The organism is Candidatus Vallotia laricis, from assembly GCF_020541325.1.
In the GTDB taxonomy this organism is placed as follows: domain Bacteria; phylum Pseudomonadota; class Gammaproteobacteria; order Burkholderiales; family Burkholderiaceae; genus Mycetohabitans; species Mycetohabitans laricis.
In genome coordinates, this window is sequence record NZ_CP047399.1 from 106,022 (window position 1) to 131,555 (window position 25,534).

At 42.5% G+C, this 25,534-nt stretch carries 17 protein-coding genes, 1 tRNA gene and 5 pseudogenes; 20 read left to right on the top strand and 3 right to left on the bottom strand.

The window, feature by feature from the left end; all coding sequences use genetic code 11:
• Nucleotides 1-898: 898 nt before the first annotated feature.
• Nucleotides 899-2,617 (bottom strand): ABC transporter ATP-binding protein/permease, encoded by a 1,719-nt coding sequence (locus tag GKR41_RS00580; protein ID WP_226809916.1) that lies wholly within the window; start codon nt 2,615-2,617, stop codon nt 899-901.
• Nucleotides 2,618-2,956: 339 nt separating this feature from the next.
• Between GKR41_RS00580 and GKR41_RS00585 the strand changes: the two are divergent.
• The 16 genes and pseudogenes from GKR41_RS00585 to GKR41_RS00650 all read left to right on the top strand — a co-directional run bounded on the left by GKR41_RS00585 (nt 2,957) and on the right by GKR41_RS00650 (nt 15,474).
• Nucleotides 2,957-4,040: pseudogene (locus GKR41_RS00585) on the top strand (FAD-dependent oxidoreductase).
• A gap of 46 nt (nt 4,041-4,086) precedes the next feature.
• Nucleotides 4,087-4,290 carry a sulfur carrier protein ThiS gene (thiS, locus tag GKR41_RS00590; RefSeq protein WP_226809917.1) on the top strand — a complete coding sequence of 68 codons (204 nt, stop codon included), beginning with the start codon at nt 4,087-4,089 and terminating at the stop codon, nt 4,288-4,290.
• 68 nt (nt 4,291-4,358) lie between these two features.
• Complete coding sequence (locus GKR41_RS04035) at nt 4,359-4,568, top strand: hypothetical protein (RefSeq protein ID WP_420885659.1); 210 nt, start codon at nt 4,359-4,361, stop codon at nt 4,566-4,568.
• A gap of 17 nt (nt 4,569-4,585) precedes the next feature.
• A pseudogene (locus tag GKR41_RS04040) lies at nt 4,586-4,882 on the top strand (hypothetical protein).
• Nucleotides 4,833-5,075 (top strand): annotated as a pseudogene (locus GKR41_RS04045) (hypothetical protein). Before GKR41_RS04040 ends, GKR41_RS04045 begins: the two co-directional pseudogenes overlap by 50 nt.
• A 144-nt stretch (nt 5,076-5,219) precedes the next feature.
• Nucleotides 5,220-5,588, top strand: coding sequence for a hypothetical protein (locus GKR41_RS00600; protein ID WP_226809918.1), 369 nt, complete (start codon nt 5,220-5,222; stop codon nt 5,586-5,588).
• 1,128 nt (nt 5,589-6,716) lie between these two features.
• Nucleotides 6,717-7,976, top strand: a pseudogene (murA, locus tag GKR41_RS00605) (UDP-N-acetylglucosamine 1-carboxyvinyltransferase); the annotation flags it as partial.
• A 122-nt stretch (nt 7,977-8,098) separates the two neighbouring features.
• Nucleotides 8,099-8,806: an ATP phosphoribosyltransferase gene (gene hisG, locus GKR41_RS00610; protein ID WP_226809919.1), complete on the top strand. Its 708-nt coding sequence runs from the start codon at nt 8,099-8,101 to the stop codon at nt 8,804-8,806.
• A gap of 80 nt (nt 8,807-8,886) precedes the next feature.
• Nucleotides 8,887-10,209, top strand: a complete 1,323-nt coding sequence (hisD, locus tag GKR41_RS00615; protein ID WP_226809920.1) for a histidinol dehydrogenase — start codon at nt 8,887-8,889, stop codon at nt 10,207-10,209.
• Between the two features lie 37 nt (nt 10,210-10,246).
• Complete coding sequence (gene hisC, locus GKR41_RS00620; RefSeq protein ID WP_226809921.1) at nt 10,247-11,317, top strand: histidinol-phosphate transaminase; 1,071 nt, start codon at nt 10,247-10,249, stop codon at nt 11,315-11,317.
• Between the two features lie 58 nt (nt 11,318-11,375).
• A complete protein-coding gene (gene hisB, locus GKR41_RS00625; RefSeq protein ID WP_226809922.1) occupies nt 11,376-11,966 on the top strand; it encodes an imidazoleglycerol-phosphate dehydratase HisB in 591 nt (196 codons plus the stop codon).
• A 330-nt stretch (nt 11,967-12,296) separates the two neighbouring features.
• Entirely contained in the window at nt 12,297-12,938 is a 642-nt protein-coding gene (gene hisH, locus GKR41_RS00630) for an imidazole glycerol phosphate synthase subunit HisH (RefSeq protein ID WP_226809923.1), read from the top strand.
• A 139-nt stretch (nt 12,939-13,077) separates the two neighbouring features.
• Nucleotides 13,078-13,854 carry a 1-(5-phosphoribosyl)-5-[(5-phosphoribosylamino)methylideneamino]imidazole-4-carboxamide isomerase gene (gene hisA, locus GKR41_RS00635; RefSeq protein WP_226809924.1) on the top strand — a complete coding sequence of 259 codons (777 nt, stop codon included), beginning with the start codon at nt 13,078-13,080 and terminating at the stop codon, nt 13,852-13,854.
• Nucleotides 13,855-13,904: 50 nt separating this feature from the next.
• Complete coding sequence (gene hisF / locus GKR41_RS00640) at nt 13,905-14,678, top strand: imidazole glycerol phosphate synthase subunit HisF (RefSeq protein ID WP_226809925.1); 774 nt, start codon at nt 13,905-13,907, stop codon at nt 14,676-14,678.
• Nucleotides 14,678-15,079 (top strand): phosphoribosyl-AMP cyclohydrolase, encoded by a 402-nt coding sequence (hisI, locus tag GKR41_RS00645; protein WP_226809926.1) that lies wholly within the window; start codon nt 14,678-14,680, stop codon nt 15,077-15,079. Before hisF ends, hisI begins: the two co-directional genes overlap by 1 nt.
• Nucleotides 15,080-15,096: 17 nt before the next feature.
• Complete coding sequence (locus tag GKR41_RS00650; RefSeq protein ID WP_226809927.1) at nt 15,097-15,474, top strand: phosphoribosyl-ATP diphosphatase; 378 nt, start codon at nt 15,097-15,099, stop codon at nt 15,472-15,474.
• A 750-nt stretch (nt 15,475-16,224) separates the two neighbouring features.
• On the opposite strand, the pseudogene GKR41_RS00655 reads toward GKR41_RS00650, so the two are convergent.
• Nucleotides 16,225-17,220 (bottom strand): annotated as a pseudogene (locus GKR41_RS00655) (trypsin-like peptidase domain-containing protein); the annotation flags it as partial.
• A 2,552-nt stretch (nt 17,221-19,772) separates the two neighbouring features.
• Here GKR41_RS00655 and GKR41_RS00660 point away from each other — a divergent pair.
• The 3 genes from GKR41_RS00660 (at nt 19,773) to GKR41_RS00670 (ending at nt 21,164) form a co-directional block, all read left to right on the top strand.
• Nucleotides 19,773-20,384 carry a glutathione S-transferase N-terminal domain-containing protein gene (locus tag GKR41_RS00660; protein ID WP_226809929.1) on the top strand — a complete coding sequence of 204 codons (612 nt, stop codon included), beginning with the start codon at nt 19,773-19,775 and terminating at the stop codon, nt 20,382-20,384.
• An 84-nt stretch (nt 20,385-20,468) separates the two neighbouring features.
• The gene (locus tag GKR41_RS00665; protein WP_226809930.1) at nt 20,469-21,047 is read left to right on the top strand and encodes a ClpXP protease specificity-enhancing factor; all 579 of its coding nucleotides are present in this window, start codon (nt 20,469-20,471) and stop codon (nt 21,045-21,047) included.
• Nucleotides 21,048-21,088: 41 nt separating this feature from the next.
• Nucleotides 21,089-21,164 (top strand) — tRNA-Thr (locus GKR41_RS00670).
• 1,991 nt (nt 21,165-23,155) lie between these two features.
• On the opposite strand, the gene GKR41_RS00675 is transcribed toward GKR41_RS00670, so the two are convergent.
• The gene (locus GKR41_RS00675) at nt 23,156-23,359 is read right to left on the bottom strand and encodes a cold-shock protein (protein ID WP_226809931.1); all 204 of its coding nucleotides are present in this window, start codon (nt 23,357-23,359) and stop codon (nt 23,156-23,158) included.
• A gap of 538 nt (nt 23,360-23,897) precedes the next feature.
• Here GKR41_RS00675 and GKR41_RS00680 point away from each other — a divergent pair.
• A complete protein-coding gene (locus GKR41_RS00680; protein WP_226809932.1) occupies nt 23,898-25,496 on the top strand; it encodes an APC family permease in 1,599 nt (532 codons plus the stop codon).
• Nucleotides 25,497-25,534 lie beyond the last annotated feature (38 nt).

Sequence of the window (25,534 nt, forward strand, 5' to 3'; positions counted from 1 at the left end):
GGATGATCATACTTATTCAGCGTTACTAGGTCCACGCGTACAAAGAGATTTTAGACAGAGTGCTGGATACCTACTTATTCTCACTTCATTATCAGGTATCTCCGGATAAACTCGTCGAATTTAGAATGATACAATGTTAATATCACAGATAACAATCGGTCGACATCGCATGGCTAGTCTAGGCGATTAATCAGACAGCTCTGGAATCGCGTTCAAATTGTCTAAGCCTTAAGTGGATCCGTTATAATACCAGGCTCCGAGATTTACTAAGAGAGAAGTATCAACTAGAAATAATCTTAGCTGTGTAAAGATCTAAAATAAAGAATAGGCTGCATGTTTGGAGATATCTATTTTCTATTCAGCGCTTTGTTTCAATGTCACAAGTAAGTGACTATTGTGTTGATACCCTTATTATTGGGCGTCAGGAGCTCGGAAATAGAGTTTAAAGTGCTAGAGGATTTTTAGTCTAACATAGACTAGAACCTCATGTACCTTAGCTACATTATTACCAGAAAGAAGGCGGTGATCATGCAGATCAGAAATCGAAATAAAGTACACACCAACAAACGTGTTGGATTTTTCTCCTTAAACACTCAGCATTATGCCTAATAATAGTAGACCGACTGTTATATGGAGATCGGATATAGTCACGTTCGATAATAGCGTCGTCGGTCAGAAGACCATATCACTCATCTGATTAAAGTGTTTTCTACATACGACGTATGTGTAAAACAGTTGTCGGTTTCTAATAGACATTGAATTGAATGATGTGTTTATAACAGCTTTAGTGCGTTTCTGATGGGGGGTGCCTTCTGCTGAGTAAGTGGAGCTGAGGATCATCCACTCCAAGACATATTTATAATGACGCCGGCTATTTATTAACATCACGCTACTATAGTCAATCGTCGCCAATCACCTCGATTCTATCGTCGTGCATCGCCTGCACTGACTCTCGGTGTGCAACGCTGACGATAGCTGCGTGCGCTAAATATTGCCTTAACACCTGGTATAGCGCCGCCTCAGTGTCGAGATCGAGCGCACTAGTAGATTCGTCAAGGAATAAGAAATCAGGCTTTTGCAGCAGTACGCGAGCAATAGCTAGTCGTTGTTGTTCGCCTGGAGAAAGAATTTGCTCCCAATGAGCGCTCACCTCAAGCTTATCGATTAATTTTTCAAGTCGACAGTCCCGTAGAACATTAATACAGTCTATATTAGTAAAGGTGTTAGAGTTAGTTGAGTAAGATAGAACGCTCTTAAGCGTGCAAATTGGCACATAACTTTTCTGCGGCACAAACATAAGCCTCGCGTTAGCTGGAATCTCGATAGTACCGCTACCAAATGGCCATAATCCAGCCATAGAGCGGAGTAGTATGCTCTTGCCGGAGCCCGATACGCCTCGTACTAACACCCGAGAGCCAGGTGAGATATCAATCGCACCGATTGTCGATAGTGGTGTTCCATCCGGACGCAACAGTCGGAGAGCCCGTACTCGAAGCGAAGTTGTGTTGGTTATTCGCGTGTAAATACCGTCGTGTTCTTTAGCTCTAGAGACAGACTCGAGTAATTGTGGCCGGATAATGCGCTGGAACTCCTTTAGCCGGTTAGTCACTGCGCGCCATGCGGCTAAAGTCGGATAGCTGCTAATAAACCATGAAAACGAACTACTGACTGTACCGAACGCGCTGATTGTTTGCTGATAACCGCCGTAGCTAACCACTTGAGCAAAGTATTTCGGTGCGGCAGCGATAAATGGGAATACAATAGCTAGTTGTGAATAGCTAACCATGACAAGGTTTAAGCGCCGTGTATAGCGCATAATCATCCGCCAATTGTTGCGGATATGCTCGAAGCTGCCCTGCAGTGCCTTCTCCTCAGATTGCTCACCCTCGTATAGGGCAATCTGGTCTGCGTTTTCTCGTAATCGGATCAATGAAAAACGAAAGTCTGCCTCAACACGTTGTTGTTGATAGTTAATCGACGCGAGCGGATTATTGACTCGATGCGTAATGTATGAACCAACTACCGCGTAAAGTAAGCCAGTCCAAACCATGTATCCAGGTACCGTTATATTAATGCCACATACGGTAAGGTTGAGTGAGCCAGCTAAGTGCCATAGGACATTACTAAACCAAAGCAATGTAACAGATGTAGATAAAAAATCGAGTGAAAGAGTTAGCGTCGTACTTGCCATTTCCTGGAGGTCTATTGAAACCCTCTGGTCAGGATTATCGACGAGCTTATCGCGCTCGATGTGATAGTAAGCGCGGCCTAGTAGCCACTCACGCATATATTGCGTGGTAAGCCACTGACGCCAGCGGAACTCAATCATTTGCCGGAAATACATGCGGTATGAACCAAGAAGAATCAGGGCTATTGCAATCGCAGTAAATTGCAACAGGGAGTGCTTGAACACTGGATAGTTATACTGCTGGATTGCATCAAAGAATACGCGCTGCCATGTGTTAAACCACGCATTGACAGCTATCATGATCATGTTTATTGCAACTACAAGTGAGAGTAGTCCCCGAGCGATCCACTTCTCGCTTGATACCCAATACGGTTTAATTAGGCTCCATGTCGTAATTCTTTTATTAGCGACTGATGCTGGTTGACTCATGGGGTAGTGGGTCCTTAATCGATCTATTCACTGATATGTCTAATTGTGTCGTGATCATCGCGACGGCAGCCACTTTGTTCTAGTAAATACCCGGACTACTTCTGCTTCTTCCGGATTAAGGCCTGAGATGGGCCGCTCCAGCAGCCGTCATTGTGCCAGAGCAACGCATTGCAGCTAAAAGCAGTTTTGTGATCTAATAGGGATAGTTAAAAAAGTGCTTTTCTCGGCGGTGATATATGTTTATAAGTTGATGTATAGAAACCGTGTATTGCCAATCTAGGAAAGTCTATAATTTCCGTGCACCAATCTAACCCTCATTTAGAAACAGCATGTCATGCTGTGCTAACGCCCGATGTTGCGGTGTTGGGCGGCGGCCTGTCAGACCCGCCTTATTGCTTGGCGCCTCGCCTGCACCGGCTATCGTGTTGCGCGCTATATGAGCAGGGCGATCTTGAGTGGCCATAGCGGTACAGCGTGGGTCGCTGCGGCCATGCTAGCGCCACTAGCTGAGGCGGCTAGTTCTGATCAACTTCTAGTGGAAGTTAGTTTTGTCTCTCTCGATCGATTGGCCGAATGGTTGCCGCAGCTTCCACAACCGGTATTCTTTCATCGCAACGGCACTTTGGTTGCCTGGCATGCAGCTGATCGTGCAGAATGGTTATTTGTTTGAGCGACGCGTGCGCGTGAATGCGCCTATTACGCTACTGCGCGATGGTATCGTTGTACTTCATGGTTCCGAGGTTACCGATTCTGAGCCGGCGCTTGGTACTCGTTTTCACGATTCGCGTCTCCTGGTTGGAGGGGGGGGCAATTAGATAATCGGCAGTTGCTATGAGCGTTGGCTAATGCGCTTGATGAAATGCATGTCGATACATATTGGCATGCTTTCGTGTCTGAGGATGCTATGCCCATTGCCGGTTTACTAATAGACTGCCGGGGGGGCTCGGAGCGAAGTGTGTGTGGTCCCGGTCTTCGCGGCTTGCGGGGTGAAGTTGCTCGTGTTTATGCGCCCGGCATTGGTTTAAGCCGTCCAGCACGCCTCTTACATCCGCGTTATCCATTGTATATCGCGCCTAAGCAGGATGATCACTATGTAATTGGAGCTACTGAGATCGAGGGCGAAGATATGTCGCCGGTAAGTATACGATCGGCGCTCGAGTTATTATCGGCAGCATATTCCTTACATCCCGCTTTTGGCGAAGGCCGAATCCTTGAGTTGAGTACGCATTGTCGACCTACGCTACCGGATCATCGCCCCGCGCTGTTGTGGGATGGCGTGTCTATTCTGCGCGTTAATGACTTGTACCGCCATGGTTATATGATAGCACCTGAGGTAGCGCGTGAAACTGTCAAGCTAGTTAATGCATTGCTCGATACGCGGGTGAGAGATATAGATGGTTTTAACACATGGCGTGCCAGCTAACGCTGGCCAACGCTTTATCATCTAGCCAGGCCAGAAAAACGCATAAATGAATATTCAAATCAATAACCAGCCGCTCTCCTTGCCAGACGATGCCTTCCTTACTGACTCGTTAGTTTCGTATGGTGCAGCTCTATCCCTCTACGCAATTGCGATCAATAGTGAATTTGTGCCGCGCGCACAACAGTATTCTGTGCGCGCCCTGAAGCAGGGTGACTGTATTGACGTCATAAAACCAGTAGCAGGTGGATGAGAAATTATTAATATTCCTTGGGTGGCGATAATCTAATTTATCAGTCACCGAAATTAACGGAGACAAGGATGAATTCGCACGCCACTGCTGACGTTCTATTCCTGTATGGACAACTTTTTACAAGTCGACTGTTGCTCGGCACCGCTCGTTACCCCTCACTATATGCACTTGAAGCCTCAATTAAGGCCGCATGTCCAGCAATGGTAACTGTCGCGCCACGGACGCTAGTTTGCTATGAAAGGCGACGCCCGCCGATATTGGTTTTTTGGGTGCTCTGAGGCGCCAGGGTATTGCATTGTTACCCAATACCGCCGGTTATCATGCTGTAAATGAGTCAGTAACGACCGCGAAGATGGTTCGTGAAATGTTCGAAACTGACTAGATTAAGCTTGAACTTATAGGAGATGATTATACCTTGCAGCCTAATCCAGTCGGTTTGATTAAAGCCGCAAAAATCCTTATACAGGATGGCTTCAAGGTACTGTACGTATTGTACGGAAGATCTTGTCGTTGCCGAGCGACTAATCAATATCGGTTGCGAGATATTAATGCCGTGGGGTGCTCCGATTGGAGCTGGAAGAGGGGGGTATGATAAACCCGTATGGACTTAAGCTGCTACGAGAGCGCTTGAAAGGCGCCCCTCTGATTGTCGATTCGGGCCTTGGGTCCCATCACATGCTTGTAAAGTGATAGAGTGGGGATTTGAAGCCGTACTTCTTAACACGGCAATATCGCAAGCGGGCCAAGCTCGAGGTAATGGCTCGGGCGTTCGCAGATGCTGTTAATGCGGGCCCGTGAAGCATATTTATCCGGGCCAATGCCGAAGCGCGATAGAGCTTATCCAAGTACACCGGTAGTCAGAATGCCATTCTGGCATCATAAGGATGATCATCCCTCACCAGTAATAGCAGCACTCTCTAGTGGGGAGTATGAGCAATTTTCTCCTGGAAGGGCGAGAGGTTTTTTATCCGACTTCAGATAAACTACTGCAGACAGCAGATCAAATCCGATCAAGCTTGGGTGATTGGCCTCGAGTACGTCATCCTATGCGTATTTGTTTTATTCCACCGCTGTTTTCAATCAGAAATCACGATGTAATCGTAATGACTGATACGCGGCCGAGTTCGGCCGATACAGCGTGCTGGGTAGCTTCTGGGGCTACAGGTGCTAGATGCGTCGGCGCGTACTATTGTACGATTATATCAAGGCGATACGATTTGTATATTGGAAGCGTCGCGATGCGACGACTGGATTTCGGCATTCGCCTCATTTATCGATTGTGGCTACGAGCCACATGATGCCCGTGTCTTGCTCTAGCTTGAAGGTCGGGCGATGAGCATGCTCTAGATCCGTGGCTAACTGACCTGTCTCGTTTTCCGCGCGTTTTAGAGTTGCCAAATGCTCCGAACAGGCCATTCGCTGAGTGCCCGATGGCACTTGGTTTATATCCTGTGGTACCTACGGCAGACTGGATCAAGCGACTTTTATCACTAGGAGTATGTATAGTGCAACTACGTCGCAAGGTTGATATAGAGGATGCAAGGTTGATATAGAGGATCCGCGTAATTTAGCTGGCCTGCAGGTCGATGTGCGCCGGGCTGTTACAGTCGGTCGGAGCTATAAAAATGCGTGCGTGTTTATTAATGATTACTGGAAACTAGCCTAAAAAGAATACGCATATGGCGTACATCTAGGCCAGGAAGATTTATGTGGCTTAGACATTATACCGGTGTGCGCGCAGTGCTGCGATCGTTCGAACAATAACACAAGCACATAATATCGAAAAAACATTTTTTTCGATACAAACAAAATTTGATGATAATGTTAAGGTAACTTGTCGTTTCACTATGCCGTGAAGGCGATATGTATCCGCCTTTCTTCGTACCTAATATTGCGGTTTCAATCAGCTGCTGTTTTAGCTCTATATTCTATTCTAGTGCTTTTGATAAGAGCTTATGCTGCGCGTTACTACTTTCTACTCCATATTAATTCTTATAATTCACGCCATGCGCTAGAGTCTTTGTCAATTGCCGATTGAGTATGTAGCAATTTATCGCAAGCATAGCTGATAGTATCTTTGATGTGCGATATATGTAATCGAGATACTTAGAATTCAGTTTCCTCGCCCGCCTTGATATCGATCCAAGCCACGTCGTTTAGCAAATACCGGATTTTGATATGTCCAAAGCGCATGAGCTAGTGAAATTAGTGATCCCTAACTTTCTAAGCATTATTTGCCACAAACCGTTGATCAAGAGTGCGCAATATTCACTTATTGAGATAAACCTCTCATACTAAGAGCTAAGCCTACGCAGTGGGGTTTAATCGCGATAAATAAGATTACCTAGATATGATAACGATATCCTGGCAGCCTAGGAAATTCATACAGCGGGTCTGCCAGCAGTACAACTCGGAAGTAAACCATAATGGATAAATTATTGATCGACGGCGGAATTCGCCTTAATGGAGAGATTTCGGTATCGGGTTCCAAGAATGCAACGTTACCAATCTTGTGTGCAAGCCTGTTAAGTTCAGAGCCAGTGCGACTCAAAAATGTACCAAACCTGCGAGATGTGCATACTACGTTAAAGTTGCTCGGTCAGATGGGAATGCACTTAGAGATGAACGGCGACACCGTAACTCTAGATGCATCGCAAGTCGATAACCTAGTAGCTCCATATGAGTTGGTCAAAAGGATGCGCGCATCGATTCTTGTGCTTGGACCACTAGTGGCGCGATTCGGTTATGCGCAAGTATCGCTGCCCGGCGGTTGTGCGATCGGCGCTCGTCCGGTCGATCAGCATATTAAAGGCTTAACTGCGATGGGCGCAGAGATCTCGATTAGGCACGGTTTTATTCATGCTCGGGCTCGACGCTTGAAGGGTGCGCGAGTAATGACTGATATGATTACCGTAACAGGTACAGAGAACCTATTGATGGCAGCGGTGCTTGCAGAGGGGGAAACGATGCTAGAAAACGCGGCGCGCGAACCGGAAGTTTCCGATCTAGCGAATTTTCTTATTGCCATGGGTGCTCATATTGACGGGGTTGGTACAAACCGGCTTGTAGTACATGGTGTGTCGCGTCTGCACGGCGCATGTCATGTAATAATATCGGATCGTATTGAAGCTGGCACATTCCTGTGTGCAGCTGCTGCAACAGGTGGTGACATAACGCTGCACGGTGTCAACCCGCTGATCTTGAAAACCGTTATTGATAAGTTGCTCGAGGCGGGGGCTCAAGTTTCGGCTAGAGATAATTGGATCCGCCTTCGGATGGAGAATCATGTGCATGGGGTATCATTTCGTACTTCCGAGTATCCAGCGTTCCCGACTGATATGCAGGCGCAATTTATGGCGCTAAATGCCATTGCAAGAGGCACATCACACGTAGTAGAGACGATCTTTGAGAATCGATTCATGCACGTGCAGGAACTAAACCGACTTGGCGCGAATATCACGATCGACGGTAATACCGCTCTAGTAATCGGAGTAAATAAGCTATCCGGTGCGAAAGTAATGGCTACAGATCTACGTGCATCAGCCAGCCTCGTAATCGCGGCACTAGTAGCTAACGGGCAAACGTTAATCGACCGGATTTACCATCTTGATCGTGGCTATGAACACATGGAGATTAAGCTGAGTGCACTGGGAGCAAGTGTCAGCCGTATCAAAGAAAATAAATCGTTTGTCGATACCGCGAAGAATGCTGCAGAAACAGTCTTTCAAGACACCTCTATAGCTTGGCAAGATACCGTCGGACCAACGATGGCTGCAGCTGAGGATGGGGTTGTCTATGGGGCGACGACATGAGTGTGTCGGTTACGGATAACATCCTAAGAGTTTTGACTCCAGAAGTTCGCTCAGATGTGCCGTTAACATTAGCATTATCTAAAGGCCGAATCTTTGAGGAGACATTACCGCTGCTAGCGGCGGCTGGGATCACAGTAACAGAGGATCCGGAGTCATCGCGAAAGTTAATTTTGCTTACGACAGATCCAGGCCTGCGCGTAATTATTGTTCGGGCGAGCGATGTGCCAATCTACGTCGAGTACGGTGCCGCCGATTTTGGTGTAGCAGGCAAAGACGTGTTACTTGAGCATGGTGGCGATGGCCTATACCAGCCGATCGATCTAAATATTGCTCATTGCAGATTGTCGGTTGCGGTACCGCGAGGCTTGGATTATGCGAATGCAGTACGACAAGGTGCACGACTTCAGGTAGCTACAAAGTACGTAAATAGCGCACGAGAACATTTTGCGGCTAAGGGCGTGCACGTAGACTTGATCAAGTTATATGGATCGATGGAGCTCGCACCTCTGGTTGGATTGTCAGATGCTATCGTTGATCTGGTGAGCTCTGGTGGCACGCTACGCGCGAACAACTTAGTTGAAGTCGAGCAAATTATGGAGATCTCATCCCGACTAGTAGTCAACCAAGCGGCACTTAAGCTCAAGAGAGCAAAACTCAGACCTATTCTTGAGGCGTTTGAGCTTGCTAGCAAGGCCGAGGTGTAATCTTCTGTAGCATAGGCGCACTATAAGGATACTTGTACGCCATGCAAATGATATCTCACAATAAGATATAAGGGATTTTTATGGCGATCAAGATCCGAAAACTCAATTCCTCCGATACTGGTTTCAAAACAGCTTTAGCGAATGTGCTCGAATTTGAGGCAGGTGAGGATGAATCAATTGAGCGTTTGGTCGTACAGATTTTGGCTGACGTAAAATTACGTGGCGATGCCGCTGTACTAGAATATACGAGGCGTTTTGACCGGCTAGATGTTGCTAGTGTTGCATCCTTAGAATTACCAGCTACCCGGCTTCGAGCAGCACTAGATGAGCTAGAGCCCAAGCGCCGAACAGCGTTAGAGGCGGCAGCAGGACGCGTTCGTATGTATCACAACAAACAAAAAATAGAATGTGGAAGCCATAGCTGGCAATACACCGAGATGGATGGAACAGTGCTCGGCCAAAAGGTGATACCACTAGATCGCGTTGGGATATATGTTCCTGGCGGCAAAGCCGCCTATCCATCGTCTGTATTAATGAACTCGATTCCGGCGCGCGTGGCTGGAGTACGCGAAATCGTAATGGTAGTACCGACCCCGGATGGCGTAGTCAATAACCTTGTATTGGCCGCCGCACTACTTGGTGGTGTAGATCGGGTATTCAGTATCGGGGGTGCTCAGGCCATTGGTGCACTCGCATACGGCACGAATAGCATCCCAGCTGTAGATAAAATTGCGGGTCCGGGAAATGCCTATGTCTCCGCTGCCAAAAAACGGGTATTTGGTACAGTTGGTGTTGATATGATCGCAGGTCCATCGGAGATCTTAGTATTATGCGATGGCACTACGAATCCGCATTGGATCGCAATGGATTTATTTTCGCAGGCAGAGCACGATGAACTCGCGCAGTCTATTCTATTGTGTCCAAACGCCGTGTTTATCAGTCGTGTCGAGGCAGCAATGAATCAGTTAATTCTAACAATGCCGCGGCGGGATGTAATTGTTCATTCGCTGCAAAATCGTGGTGCATTGATTAAGGTTCGGGATATGGATGAAGCGTGCGAGATTGCTAACGATATCGCGCCAGAGCATCTAGAGGTATCAGCGAGAGAGCCCCATAAATGGGCGCAGCATATTCGACATGCTGGCGCAATTTTCCTGGGCCGCTACACAAGCGAGAGCCTCGGTGATTATTCTGCAGGCCCGAACCATGTGCTGCCAACTTCCCGTACTGCTCGTTTTTCGTCTTCATTAGGCGTATATGACTTTCTTAAGCGCTCCAGCATAATTGAGGTAAGCCACACAGGAGCACAAACTCTGGGTAAAATTGCCGCAGAACTCGCGTATGGCGAGGGACTTCATGCCCATGCACTTAGCGCCGAGTATCGGATGAAGACCCGAAACTAATTTCGCCAACGGAGCAGGAAATTTTCAATACTAGACTATGACAATACTCCGAGACGTTATTCGTGCAGATATATTAGAAATAACAAGCTATCCGATACCGGATGCTACTGGATTTATTAAACTGGATGCGATGGAAAACCCCTACGCTCTACCCTGGCCACTTCCGGATCAACTTAGCAAGCGCCTTGCACAGGTTGCACTAAACCGCTATCCTATTCCGCATCCACGCTCGTTGTTAGATAAGCTAAAATTCTCTCTGCAGATACCAGCTGATTGCGACGTGCTGCTAGGCAACGGCTCGGATGAATTAATTAATATGATTGCAACCGCGTGCTCGAAATCAGGTGCTAAAATCTTAGCGCCAGCGCCTGGATTTGTAATGTATTCTATGTCAGCTAAACTTGCCCATGTAGAATTCGTTGGTGTGCCTTTAAACGTTGATTTGACACTAAACATGGTAGCAATGTTGAAAGCTATTACTGCGTATCAGCCTGCGGTAGTTTATCTGGCTTACCCAAATAATCCAACTGGAACGCTGTTTAATAATGCGGATATCGAACGGATCATTCGTGCGGCCAATCGTTCTCTAGTAGTTATCGATGAGGCATATCAACTATTCGCGCAAAGCACCTGGATGTCTCGAATTAGTGAGTTCGATAATGTAGTGGTTATGCGTACTGTCTCTAAATCGGGTTTGGCCGGTATCCGACTTGGCTATCTGGTTGGTTTGCCATCCTGGATTAACGAATTCGATAAGGTGCGTCCTCCATACAATATTAATGTGCTAACGCAAACGACGCTAGATTTTATGCTCGATCACCTGGATGTGCTCGAGGCGCAAGCTGCTAAGTCGCGAAAAGAGCGATCGCGACTTGCAGAAGCGATCGGGGAGCTATCAGGCGCTCATGTGTTTCCAAGTGCGGCAAATTTCCTACTAGTGCGTGTTTTAGATGCTACAGCAGTATTTGACGCACTGATCGGCGAACGGATTTTGATCAAAAACGTGAGTAAAATGCATCCATTACTAGCCGAATGCCTTCGGATTACAGTTGGCATGCCGGATGAAAATACACAATTACTAGCCACACTGAGAAAGACTCTACACTAATAATACTCTAATCGATATACACTCCACCACCCCCATTTTTACATTTTTAGGAATATCTATGCGTATTGCGGAAGTCGTGCGTAACACACACGAAACGCAGATCCGGATTAAGGTAAATCTGGATGGAACAGGTCAAAGGAAATTAAGCACAGGAATATCATTTTTTGATCACATGCTCGATCAAGTTGCTTGCCATAGCTTACTCGATCTTGAGGTTGACGCAGTCGGTGATCTGCATATCGATGATCACCATACGGTCGAGGATATCGGTATTACATTAGGCCAAGCTGTTTCCAAGGCAATCTCTGATCGCAAGGGTATACGCCGCTACGGTTACGCGTACGTACTGCTCGACGAAGCATTATCTCGTGTTGTAATTGATTTTTCTGGACGTCCAGGACTAGATTTTCATATACCATTTACACGCGCCCGTGTCGGTAATTTTGACGTTGATCTAACAAGCGAGTTTTTTCGTGGCTTCGTCAACCATGCTAGTGTCACGCTACATATTGATAACTTACGTGGCATGAACGCGCATCATCAAATCGAAACTATATTTAAGGCATTTGGTCGGGCGCTACGAATGGCTATTGAGAGCGATGAGCGTTTAGTGGGTCAGATACCGTCGACTAAAGGCACTCTACTGTAGAGTGTGGCCTTATTAATTAACTGAAGCCTAGGTGTTTGCGAAGACCTAGTTAATTACACACTGTCTCTTAAGACTAACTATAAAATAGTGTGCGGTGGAAAAAGAATACACTAACAGCATTGCATTGATACTAATAATCTATATGATTACTCGCATTAGCTTCACTTGGCAAATGCGTTATCTAGGATATAACCGAAATATAACCGAATAAATTACGCCACTAGTCCGGTTTGTTTGAATATACTAAATACACTATACAGGCAGTAGACATATAGTCTAGATAGGTTCCACCATTACGCTTGTAAAGATACGTACCATAATCTTATCTGTATGAAAACCTCAATAGCGATTATTGACTATGGGATGGGCAACCTGCGCTCAGTTTTTCTAGCTATATTACGCGTAGCACCGGAAGCAAACGTGGAAGTAGTTAGGACCGCGCACAAAGTACGAGCAGCAGATCGCGTTGTGCTTCCCGGCCAGGGGGCAATGCGCGATTGTATGATGTTCTTATCTACTTCCGGTCTTCAGGAGGCAGTGCTAGATGCGGCTCGTACTAAACCAATACTAGGCGTCTGCGTGGGAGAGCAAATGCTCTTTGACTGCAGCGAAGAAGCCGATACAAAAAGCCTGGGCGTGTTAAGCGGAAAGTGCATGCGTTTTCAGCTGGATGGCAAGCTACAAGATGACGGCTCACGTTTTAAGGTACCGCATATGGGTTGGAACCGGGTACGGCAAACCTTATCACATCCGATGTGGAATAGAATCGCTGATAATAGCTTCTTTTATTTCGTACATAGCTATTATGTAGTACCTAGCGATATGTCTGATACGGTAGGGGAAACTTTATATGGCATACCGTTTATGTCTGCAGTGGCACGGGATAACATTTTTGCCACACAGTTTCATCCTGAAAAAAGTGCAGAAGCAGGATTACAGCTGTATCAAAATTTTATCCGGTGGAATCCATAATTTAGCGCTTGGGTACTGGTACTAAAAAAATTAGCCAAGACTTCCGCGAACCTATACTAAACCAGCTAAAGTGTACTATTACACTGTCGCTTAGTACGGGGTACAATAATTCCCAATTCTATACTGAACCCCTATAATTATGTTGCTTATCCCGGCCATCGATCTAAATGACGGCCAATGTGTTCGTCTAAAACAAGGCAATATAAATGAGTTGACGGTATTTTCCGATGACCCAGCGGCTATGGCTCGCCATTGGGTTAATAATGGTGCACGTCGATTACATCTAGTTGATCTAAACGCTGCATTCTCTGGTGACCCAACTAATAAAGAGGCTATTAGATCAATTATCACCGAAATCGGTAATGAAGTTCCGGTGCAGCTTGGCGGAGGGATTCGAGCCCTTAATACGATCGAGCAATACTTAGACGATGGGTTATCATACGTTATTATCGGTACCGCTACTGTCAAGAATCCAGGATTCCTGCGTGATGCGTGTAATGAGTTTGGCGGCCATATCATCGTTGGTCTGGACGCAAAAGATGGTAAAGTAGCTACGGATGGCTGGAGCCAGTTGACTGAGTACGAGGTAGTTGACTTAGCGCGCCAAGTTGAAGGCTATGGTGTTGAAGAGATTATCTATACTGATATCGGTCGCGACGGTATGTTACAGGGAATTAATATTCAAGCAACTGTACGTATCGCGCAAGCGCTTAAGATTCCAGTAATCGCTAGCGGAGGTCTGTCAAATCTAGCCGATATCGATGCGCTATGCGCCGTTAAAAGCAGTGGGGTTAAAGGGGTAATTTGTGGGCGCGCAATTTATTCTGGAGAGCTCGATTTCATAGCTGCACAAAATTTTGCTGATTCACTATGCATGAGTATAGTGCCAAAAATAGCATCGAGTATAGCACAATAGCAATGCTATTATGCTAAGCATATACATTTCATTTTTTTGCATTTACTTTTATGGCTTTACCCAAGCGGGTTATTCCATGTCTTGATGTATCCTCGGGACGTGTGGTCAAGGGCGTTAATTTTATTAAGCTGCGAGATGCTGGTGATCCAATTGAGATCGCACGTCGCTATGACGAACAGAGAGCCGACGAACTTACATTTCTAGATATTACGGCAACATCTGACGAGCGAGATCTAATCCTCCCAATCATTGAGTCGGTTGCCGCGCAAGTATTTATTCCGCTGACAGTTGGCGGGGGCGTGCGTACCGTTGAGGATATACGCCGATTGCTTAACGCAGGCGCAGACAAAGTAAGCGTAAATTCCGCTGCAGTAACTAATCCGCAGTTTGTGCGCGAGGCAAGTGAGCGCTACGGTTCTCAGTGTATCGTCGTCGCGATTGATGCAAAGCAGGTTGGTACTACGCATAAAAAGCTACGTTGGGAAGTCTTTACGCATAGCGGCCGCAAATCAACTGGTCTTGACGCTATACAGTGGGCATATCAAATGGCAGAATTTGGCGCTGGAGAGATTTTGCTAACCAGCATGGACCGGGATGGCACTAAAAGTGGATTTGATCTAGCGCTCACGCGCTTGGTATCCAAGACAGTGCCAGTACCAGTTATCGCCTCTGGGGGTGTTGGTTCTCTACAACATCTAGCTGATGGGATTACTGATGGCCATGCAGATGCTGTATTAGCTGCTAGTATTTTTCACTATGGTAAATATACAGTTGGCGACGCAAAGCGATTTATGGCTGAACGTGGTATTTCGGTGAGGAAATAATGAGCAGCAAAAACTGGTTGAATAAAGTAAAATGGGACACGAACGGCTTAGTCCCTGCAGTCGTACAGCAATCGTCAAGTAACGATATATTGATGGTCGCGTGGATGAACCGCGAAGCATTAATCAAGACGATCGAACTGAAACGTGCCGTTTACTTTTCTCGCTCGCGAAACAAGCTTTGGTTCAAAGGCGAAGTGTCTGGTCATCTACAACATGTGCGTGAAGTACGGCTAGACTGTGACAGGGATGTGGTGCTTTTGAGGGTGGAGCAGGTATCTGATATTGCTTGTCATACTGGTCGGCATTCGTGTTTTTTTTGGAAATTCGAGGGTTTTCTAAATAAAGGTGACTGGATATCAATCGATCCTATCTTGAAAAATCCTGAGAGCATTTATCTATGACCTATGATATCAAACCTATGATAAACGAAGCAGTTGATGCCCATAGTCTATGGGACGAAAACTATGCTCGACACGATATTCTTGTATATCTTGCCGCGATAATCGACAGCCGAAAAGCAGGAGATCCTAAAGACTCTTATGTTGCACAACTTTGCAATAAAGGCGCCGATGCAATTCTAAAAAAGGTTGGTGAAGAAGCTATTGAAGTTGTAATGGCAGCAAAAGATGCTTCTCATAATAGCTCAAGTACAGCATTGGTAAAAGAAATGGCCGATCTATGGTTTCACAGTCTTATTATGTTGTCCTACTATGGTGTAGGACCTAATAATGTATTGGCCGAACTGAAACGCCGCGCAGGCCTATCGGGCATTGAAGAAAAGGCTCTACGTAAGTGAAATAAAGCATGCAGTACTGCTGCGGGGCGGTATAAAAATAGTTTGTAAGATACAATAAATCTATAATAATATATTAGCTTCAACTAATATATTTTCTAATTAAATTAATAATTTAGATCAATGATCATTTTATAAGAGATTTAGGGAAAGTGTACGTAAAGTACACATCCAGTCTGAAGAAAAAAATTTTATTTTCTATGCATAATTAACTTTAACTTAAGGAATGTCTTTTTATATAATTTTTGTTAAATAAGATGTAATTTCTGTAAAGAAGTCTGAGTAGGGAAAACTATAAGTCAAAGATTTATACTTAATCACTAAGTTATATGTCTATACAGAATACTCATTAAACACGTTAGTTAATTATTAACGGTACAATTCTTATACTTATGTAGTACAAAGCTCTCAACACTAATTATAATCTCTACGATTATAATTATAAATCCATATCTTATAGATAATAAAGATTGAAAAAAACTGCTGAATGTCATTATTTATGTTTACACTATCTCCTTCCATAAAGATCGTGTACAAAATTTTCTGTTATTTATTTTTGTGATCCACTAATTTCTGATACATAGACTCGGCGTTATTGTGACTTAATTGTTGGGCATTGTTGGGAATAGGTAGTCCGCAAAAACACTAAAGCCAAAAAGAGAAAATAGTAGCTTTAGCTAGTTGTGTATTATTCAGGGGATGTTTGACATCACTATAATTAGTAATCACTAATTATATCAATAGTTTAACAGTCTACTTGGGCGGTGATAGACGCTTACCAATTGTCACGTTGACGTTTATTTCTCGCGACTTATGCCACAGGTGCATCCTAGCGACCGTTCCAGGCTTAATCAGTGCGATTGCGTTGAGCAGACTTGCTGTATCTGTAATATTTTCACCGTTTACTTTCATGAGAATATCTCCTGGCTTGATACCGGCTTTATCTGCGGGCCCACCCCGTAGCATTCCCGACACAAGTACGCCTGATTTTTGCGGTAAACTAAGTAATTTTGTTATTTCTGGATTTACTTCTTGTAGTTCGACGCCGATCCAACCACGCATAACTGTTCCTGTTCTGATGATGCTATCAAGCACATTGCGGGCTGTTGATATGGGAATAGCAAAACCTATTCCTAGAGAACCGCCGCTGCGGGAATATATTGCGGTATTGATGCCGAGCAAATTTCCGTTTACGTCGACTAATGCGCCACCAGAATTGCCTGGATTGATTGGTGCATCTGTCTGAATAAAGTTCTCGAACGTGTTAATTCCTAAGTGATTGCGTCCGAGCGCGCTAATAATGCCCATTGTTACTGTTTGACCGACTCCAAATGGATTTCCGATCGCTAGTACCACGTCGCCGACGCGGGCATTTTCTATCCGTCCGAGCGTGATTATTGGCAAATTAGATAAAGTGATTTTTAAGACTGCTATATCCGTTTCTGGATCTACCCCGATTATTTTCGCGTTTGCCATGCGCCCATCAGCCAGCGCTACTTTAATCTCATCAGCACCATCTACTACATGTTGATTTGTTAAAATATAGCCATCTGAGCTTACAATAACACCAGAACCAAGATTGTCTGCTGGTTCCTGACGTTCACGTTTACTCTCATAATTATGCTCATTAAAGAGATAGCGAAATAATCGATCATTAGGACGTAGCTCTAATAGATGAGAGTTATCTTTGATGGAAAATACGTTTACTACAGCCGGCATCGCATGCTGAGCGGCATCTGCGTATGATGTAACTAGTTGTCTTCGACCCTCAAGGGTAACCTCCTTTGGCACGGGAATTAGTGGCGAAAGCTTATGCCCTACTATATCTTTTTCACTTCGTACCCAGTACGGCCTTAAAGTTTTGAAAACAAACATCAACGCAAGCAGTATCGTTACCGCTTGCGCGAAGAACAGACAAAAGCGTCTAAGCATGAGAACTTATAAAGGATAACATAGGGGGGATAACAAGGAATTTGAATGAGTTGTATTGAAAATTTATAGTTTTTGAAAACTACTATCTCGATAGTTCTCGATTTTAACGGTTATCTCCGTATTGAGAAGGATATTACCATCCTGATCGCTCATACCCGATGTGCTCGGAATCGATCTTAAATCGAATTGAGAGCACAGTATGCTCGTGCATAACAAGCATTTTTAAAAGAAAAAATTCTAAAAATAATGTAATCTACAAGATTAGGTAATTTTACCTTATAATTTAAAGTTAATTTATTAGATTAATCTACCACCTATTACGGATGGATGTTTAATCAGGGAATTAAAAAATAATACATATTCAAGCGTAAAGCTACAATCTTAGCTATTATACTCATATAATTTAGGCTACCGTGATCCGTCTAAGACAAAAAGAGCGGTATAGTATATTTTTCGGATTACCATTACGTAATTAATGGTTTACGCTTAAAATATATGTTTATCAGTATCTATAAACTAGCTAAAAGGCTATATTGATCTTAATCTGATAAATCACTTTTAATCATCTATAAAAGTTATGAGTGAATAGTTGAATTCTATAATATTCCGATAGAGTGATTAGTTACCGCAGATCACGCTGTCAGTATTGAAAATATCCCATCGCGTTTCAATGTATAAGCGGGATGCGCAAGTAAGATGCACTATTGCGTAGGTTTCAAGTAATATCAATTTCTTAATTCTTATTAAGCGGAGATTAATAATAGAGTATGTATTGTATAAATTTTCGCTAAACATTTGTATAGAAAATTTAGCAGAATAGAATGCCCCCCATAAATAGCATCCGTATTCCTATCTACCATAAGAGCAATTAGCTAAAGTACCAGAATTTCACTAAATCATAAGACTTATAGTGGTATCTCTTATAGTGGTATCTTGAATACAAGATTCTTGTAAGTACGTCAAGCTAAGTAGCATAACTTTAAAAGTCTTTTATGTTTAGACATTCGAATCAATTTGTCAAATTATAAAAGTTTATTACGATAAAAAATTTTTTATAAAAACATTTTTTTAAATTACTCACCGTCTTTATATATTTTTATTTAAAATAATCTACGCTAGATGCGATAAATTTAGTTTTCTAATTTTTTAATCCTACTAGTATCCTCCAGCCATTTCTATGGTGAATTATAAATGCAATATTAATTGAAGCATTCATGAGCGAGATGCTAGATAGATAAACAGTCTAAATAATGTAGGGTTATTCTGCAAATTTTATTAATTTTTGTATCTCAACTAATGATAGTTAATAGCATTATGTAGTTATTTTATATTGCACCGCTTATTTATATTTAACTGATTAAATTCTGATAATAGCATTCAGTAAATTTTGATAGATAAACACGAGACTATGACTAAAATATGCTATTTTAGGTAGATTCACTAGTCTATTAAATATAGAATTTAATGACGGAAAATTTCAAAAATTATGTTATGATAATCATAGTCATGGATTAATTAAAACCCGTAGTAAAGTAAAAAACTAGTTAGTTGCGGTTCGTACCAGTAATTCTGGAATAGCTGGAATTCAACTAAAGTTCTAGTGTGTTGTTATCGTTTATTTTCCTCTATAGTAGCCTAATCTGATTCTAGTCAAGTTTGCATCTATCGTCCGTATTTTTCTTATGGAATCTTCGTTGTCCTCCCTCTAGACACTCTCTTTGTAGCACCCAGTTTAAATTTCCAACTATGACTGTAATTAGTTAAGGCTCAACAGCTTATACATTTTCATTTTTAGTAGGCCGCTAACTCGCATTAGTCTATGCTGCTTGAAGCAGCCGCATAAATACGTAAGTTTTAAGCTGCATCACAAATGCAATAATATTAGCGTGAACGATAAGAACGTAGTAATAGTTAAATGCGTGTCTTGCTAACAGATACCTACTTGGAGCGAACAAGTATCAGCAAGCTCTATACATACCTCTATATGCTCTCTGGCGACCTAGATGAGCTGAGGCGCAGTACAACTCGTGCTTTTAAATTTGTTGATATGTACTGCGGTTACTACGTAGTAGTAAGACTCAAAATTTATTAAAGATACTAGCAATAGTAAAGTATCTTATAAGTGTAATAACCTTACTAAACTGGTTAATTAGCATCATCGCTTTGTATTAGACGACTAACAAAACGCACGATTACATAAAATATGGCTCTCACTGTTTCTCAGCATTTTAACTTTATAGAATAAGGAACTCAAGCTTATATACTAGTCAAGTAAATATACAATTAGCGATTGTAGGTAGAGCCGAGGGGATAAGTATAAAACGCTTCTTTGCCGCCTCACCCTTTTAGTTTTTCAAGGAAAGTAAAAAATGATGGTTTTGTATTCCGGAACTACCTGTCCATTTTCTCAGCGTTGCCGATTAGTACTATTCGAAAAAGGCATGGATTTTGAGATCCGCGATGTTGATCTTTTTAAAAAACAGGAGGATATATCAGTGATGAATCCATACGGACAGGTACCTATTCTTGTGGAGCGCGATCTAATCTTATACGAGTCGAACATTATTAATGAGTATATCGACGAGCGCTTCCCTCATCCGCAATTAATGCCGGCCGATCCTGTTCAGCGGGCTCGTGCACGCTTATTCTTGCTTAATTTTGAGAAAGAGTTATTTGTGCATGTTAGTATGCTCGAGAATGAGAGGGGGAAGATCGCAGATAAAGTACATGAACGCGCGCGCGTAGGGATTCGGGATCGACTCACACAACTTACACCAATTTTCGTTAAAAATAAGTACATGTTGGGCGAAGGATTCTCAATGCTAGACGTCGCGATTGCGCCATTGTTATGGCGCCTTGAGCGATATGGGATAGAACTATCTAAAAATGCAGCACCACTTATGAAATATGCGGAACGTATTTTTAGCCGAGCTGCTTATATTGAAGCGCTGACGCCATCTGAAAAGGTTATGCGTCGTTAGGTAGAGATAGGCGCCCTACTCTTCTAAACTGCCCGAAGATACAGCGCCCGAGTGGTAAGAACTACACACAGCGTTTGGAAAAAGATGATTCTTATTAAGCCATATTTATTGCGCGCACTATATGCATGGTGTACAGATAATAAATTTACACCATATATCGCCGTGAAAGTCGATAACCACACACGCGTTCCTCAGCAGTTCATGCATAATCATGAAATTATTCTCAATATTAGCTTTAATGCGACTAACAACTTGCAAATAGGAAATGACTCGATTACATTTCTGACACGTTTCTCTGGTAAATCTTATAAAATAATAGTTCCAGTCAATAATGTCCTAGCGATTTATGCACACGAAAATAGGCAAGGAATAGCGTTCGCAACAGTAACAGATAAGCCCATCGAAGGCGAGGCGGCATTTTCATCACTTACAGGAAATCAGTACTGCGCAATGACTCCGAATGAAAATCAAGGCTTATTATATAAGCACCAGCTCCAAAAAGACGAGATAAAAAAACCAGCTGTAGAGATGCGGATCTTGCCATTGCAAAATGCCAAAGAAATACAAATAGAGCGTATATCAGATTCCGATGATGTAGCTGCTGCAAATACTAGTCAGAAAAACATGGTACGGGGGCGTAAACATCTAAAAGTAATTAAGTGATCTTTTATCGCGCACCGATGTTGTAGTACACTTAGCCCTACGCCGGCTTAGCTCATCTGGTAGAGCAGTTGATTTGTAATCAACAGGTAGCTGGTTCGAGTCCTGCAGCCGGCACCAATATTTTCTTCATTCAACTTAAAACTTGTTTTTTATTTTATAAGGTTGCTTGTACAGCATAAAGAAAAAGTTTACATATCTATTAATTATTCTTTTAATGTAGATTTACACTTAAAAATCGTTTTTTCTTTCCTGCAGTAATTAAAACGAAAATTTAGCACCCTTTCATATTCTTAGAGATATCGGAATATACTATATACTATATTAAGATTTTTCAAGAGACCAAGAACTATGCAAAATAGATGCCTTATCTAAATTACCTAAAAAGTAGATCAGAAGAAGCTAATAAGTCATATTTACGGCTCAAATAGCTAAACGTCGACTGTTATTTTCATATTAGAAGAAAAAATTCTTAATACTTTTTATATATATTTATAGTAATTTGATATAAAAATTAATTTTCATCTAATTTGGTAGAATTAAAAATTCTTGCATGTACCTAGTTTATTTTTTAAACATTATTGAAAATTAAATAATAAACATTAGACATCTTTTAAAGATTCGGAATTTTTAATAAATTTTTCTGATTTATAGAAAATCACTAGTGTAATGATAAATACAGTTATTATATGACTATGTCGGATTAAATTACCAAAAATCTTTAACAAGAATATAAAGAGAACTGTTCTTTCTAAAGATAGAATTATAGTTTATTTTATAAACTCTAATAGTTACATTAAATATTTTTCTATCTAAAAAATAGAACTATAAATAAACTATAATTATGTTTACTTAAAGTAAACGATCGTCGTTTACTGTACCTTTTATAGGTTATTCTATTATTGATAGTTTAGAGAGACTAATAATCTAAAGATTATTTATTGTTACACATACATACTATATGTATGTGTAACAATGTAAGAAGTCAACAAATATATCCCATTAATTTATATTGAACACCGCATCTACTTTAACTCGAACTATCACTATAGTAGATAGTTCATCTATTGCGCTTATAAACTAGATTTAGTTTAACATGAGCGTTTTGCTTGGCAGATTTAGGCTTAGCTTCTACGCTGATAATAGAAGCACTTATCGTAGCTATTTTTATAAAGTCGTGATTTATTACTCCGCCGGCGAGGCAATTTACATTTCCAAGACTATATCTACTTAACGCTAACAAGATAATTTAATAATGCTATTTATAGCAGCTGCTATAAATAGCAGCTTGATACGCATTGTTCTATTAAATTAAAATAGACTAAATTCTCCGCTAACTTAATATACATATATTAAAATCGCTTTAATACCTACGTATTTTAGGAACTATTTAATGCGCTATCAATTATAATTGATCGATTGAGTAGTTCTGCATTACTACATGAGGTATTTTGTGGATACTCGCTAAATAATTGCTCATGCGATAGCATAAGTGGGAAATTTACAAACGAAACTAGTGCGCTATTTTAAATCTTACTCTTAGCTATATTCTAAGTATAAAATAGGTAATTGAGTTGATTTTTATCATCTATCTTTGCTAAACTAAAAATAACGATATAAAGATGATTGGCTAGATAGTTTATTTCTGAGTCTCATATCTATGAAAACACTATAGTATATATTCTAATCGAAAATAGATTTATTAATAAATAAATAAATAAAGACGTAAGATTTTAGAAAATACTTTAATCTCTTAATCTAGTACTTTACTAAATACAATTTAGAATCATAAAATAATTAAGTGTAGTTAGTTATTATTGATGTAGGGCTACAATATTTTTATAGGGGATCTTAGCCAATATTGAAAAACTAGGTGACTGATGATGTTAAGATAACACTTAAACCTGTGTTTTGCGGACAGAAAAATTTGCCTAGTTGTTAGGAAAGCCTTGCTTCTAGCATAGATATAGAGTTTATGGTAAGCCGTGTTTAACTGACTATTTGCTAGATATAAATGTGTTTCCTAGCATAGGGTTGTTGAAAAAATAGCTACAGCTACTTTTTGCATAGAGCAAAGGGTAGCTGTAGCGTATCACACGAGTTGGAGGAACTTACGCTGCCCGAATATTGGCCGCTTGTTTACCCTTGGGGCCTGTTTTTACTTCATATGTAACTTTTTGATTTTCTTGAAGGGTTTTGAAGCCATCCATGCGCACTTCTGAGAAATGCGCAAATAGATCTTCGCCGCCGCTATCCGGCGTAATAAAGCCAAAACCTTTGGCGTCGTTGAACCACTTGACGGTTCCGGTTTCCATAAAACAAATCCTTAAAAATGAATAAGGGCTCAAGCCCGATAGCGCACGAAAATCAAGGAAGGTTGAGAGGAACAACCGGAGTACCGTTGCAAGGGACTACATACAGATGTACAACCACCAACACTTGCCGCTTGAAATCTTGCAAGCATAATTATATTGTGAAATATCAGACCCAGCCAATGATTTTTCTTAAATTTAGCAGTTTCTTTAGATACGCCTCTATTATGGGGAGTATCGAATCGTGCTTTTTTTGCTGTTTTCATGTAACGGTCCGCATCTGCATTTAAAATTGGTGTAAATAGCGATCTCGCCCCGCCGATACTGGCGGTTTATATTAACCGATCGTCGGCTGGTTAGTTCGACGCGCATTTCGTCGAGTCATCATCCCATGTTTGCCGATTTATAACTGATAGCCAGTTAGAAAGGTGCCACTATTAAACTTCGCGCCAGTTGTAACTGGCGTATGAGGCGTATTCACGATACGTGCTAGCCAGCCGCGATATAACGGCAAAGCGCGTTCATGTTCCTAGGAGATGTTGTGGATAGTTCGATCAAGCGAAACATTAGCCCATTCGCGCTGCTGTTGACCGGCTTAGGCTCGATTATCGGGTCAGGCTGGCTCTTTGGGGCCTGGAAGGCAGCAAAAATTGCAGGGCCTGCAGCAATTATTGCATGGGTAATTGGGGCAGTTGTGATTCTTGCGATTGCTCTAACCTATGCGGAACTCGGTGCGATGTTTCCGGAGTCTGGCGGCATGGTCCGTTATGCCCGCTATTCCCATGGATCATTGGTTGGTTTCATCAGCGCGTGGGCCAATTGGATTGCCATCGTTTCTGTGATACCGATTGAGGCAGAAGCATCAATTCAATATATGAGCTCATGGCCTTATGATTGGACCCATGCACTATTTGTGCATGGTGAGCTTACTTTACCGGGGCTCTTACTGTCGGCTGTACTTGTAATTGTGTATTTCCTATTAAATTATTGGGGCGTAAAACTATTTGCACACGCTAACTCGGCAATTACACTTTTCAAGTTTTTGATTCCAGGCGTTACTATTTTAGGTCTTGTTCTAACGAGTTTTCATACTGAGAACTTTTTGATGAGTGCAACTGATCAGTTTGCGCCGTATGGTTGGTCGGCAGTTCTGACCGCTGTAGCTACTAGTGGTATTGTATTTTCCTTCAATGGGTTTCAGAGCCCAGTGAATCTAGCGGGTGAGGCACGCAATCCGGATCGGAGCGTGCCGTTTGCCGTAGTCGGATCAATCTTAATTGCTTTGGTTATTTATGTGCTGCTTCAGATCGCTTACATTGGCACCATTGATCCAGAAGGTGTTACTAGGGGCTGGGATAAATTGAATTTTAGTTCACCGTTTGCTGAGCTCGCTCTTTCCCTAAATTTAAATTGGCTTGCCATGTTACTGTATGTCGATGCGTTCGTGAGTCCTAGTGGTACCGGTACCACTTATATGGCTACGACGACTAGGATGATTTACGCGATGGAGCGTAATAATACATTGCCAAAAATTTTTAGTAGCGTTCATCCACTCTATGGAGTGCCACGACCTGCGATGTGGTTTAACCTAATTGTTGCGTTTATATTCCTGTTCTTTTTCCGTGGTTGGAGTTCATTGGCAGCGGTAATTTCTGTTGCTACAGTAATCTCATACCTCACGGGACCCATTAGTTTGATGGCCTTGCGTCGCACTAGCGGCGACATTGCGCGGCCACTGCGCATCCCTGGTATGAGCTTGATTGCGCCGTTTGCATTTGTCTGCGCATCGCTAATCTTATACTGGGCAAAATGGCCGTTAACAGGCGAAATTATTTTGCTTATGGTTGTCGCGCTTCCGGTTTTCTTCTACTATCAAGCTAAAGCGCACTGGAAAGGATTTTCTAAAGATTGTCGTTCAGCTTGGTGGATGATTATTTACCTACCAGTGATGGGCGGGCTATCGTACATTGGTAGTAAGCCATTTGGTGGACTTGACTATATCTCTTATGGCTGGGATATGGTAGTCGTCACGGTAATTTCTCTCGGTTTTTATCAGTGGGGGGTATCTAGTGGCTGGCGCACTGCATACTTAGATGAGCGAGAGCGGCGAGAGAAAATCCTCGATGACGTCGAGATTTGACTGATGGAACATCGGTATCAACATAGATTGGTACCGAT

Excerpts from the sequence above, each read along its gene's own strand:
- hisG (WP_226809919.1), top strand. The coding sequence starts at position 8,099 with ATGAGTGTGTCGGTTACGGATAACATCCTAAGAGTTTTGACTCCAGAA.
- GKR41_RS00650 (WP_226809927.1), top strand. The coding sequence starts at position 15,097 with ATGATAAACGAAGCAGTTGATGCCCATAGTCTATGGGACGAAAACTAT.
- hisI (WP_226809926.1), top strand. The coding sequence starts at position 14,678 with ATGAGCAGCAAAAACTGGTTGAATAAAGTAAAATGGGACACGAACGGC.
- thiS (WP_226809917.1), top strand. The coding sequence starts at position 4,087 with ATGAATATTCAAATCAATAACCAGCCGCTCTCCTTGCCAGACGATGCC.
- hisD (WP_226809920.1), top strand. The coding sequence starts at position 8,887 with ATGGCGATCAAGATCCGAAAACTCAATTCCTCCGATACTGGTTTCAAA.
- hisA (WP_226809924.1), top strand. The coding sequence starts at position 13,078 with ATGTTGCTTATCCCGGCCATCGATCTAAATGACGGCCAATGTGTTCGT.
- GKR41_RS00665 (WP_226809930.1), top strand. The coding sequence starts at position 20,469 with ATGATTCTTATTAAGCCATATTTATTGCGCGCACTATATGCATGGTGT.
- GKR41_RS00660 (WP_226809929.1), top strand. The coding sequence starts at position 19,773 with ATGATGGTTTTGTATTCCGGAACTACCTGTCCATTTTCTCAGCGTTGC.
- GKR41_RS00600 (WP_226809918.1), top strand. The coding sequence starts at position 5,220 with ATGAGCAATTTTCTCCTGGAAGGGCGAGAGGTTTTTTATCCGACTTCA.
- GKR41_RS00675 (WP_226809931.1), bottom strand. The coding sequence starts at position 23,359 with ATGGAAACCGGAACCGTCAAGTGGTTCAACGACGCCAAAGGTTTTGGC.
- GKR41_RS04035 (WP_420885659.1), top strand. The coding sequence starts at position 4,359 with ATGAATTCGCACGCCACTGCTGACGTTCTATTCCTGTATGGACAACTT.
- hisC (WP_226809921.1), top strand. The coding sequence starts at position 10,247 with ATGACAATACTCCGAGACGTTATTCGTGCAGATATATTAGAAATAACA.
- GKR41_RS00580 (WP_226809916.1), bottom strand. The coding sequence starts at position 2,617 with ATGAGTCAACCAGCATCAGTCGCTAATAAAAGAATTACGACATGGAGC.
- hisB (WP_226809922.1), top strand. The coding sequence starts at position 11,376 with ATGCGTATTGCGGAAGTCGTGCGTAACACACACGAAACGCAGATCCGG.
- hisF (WP_226809925.1), top strand. The coding sequence starts at position 13,905 with ATGGCTTTACCCAAGCGGGTTATTCCATGTCTTGATGTATCCTCGGGA.
- hisH (WP_226809923.1), top strand. The coding sequence starts at position 12,297 with ATGAAAACCTCAATAGCGATTATTGACTATGGGATGGGCAACCTGCGC.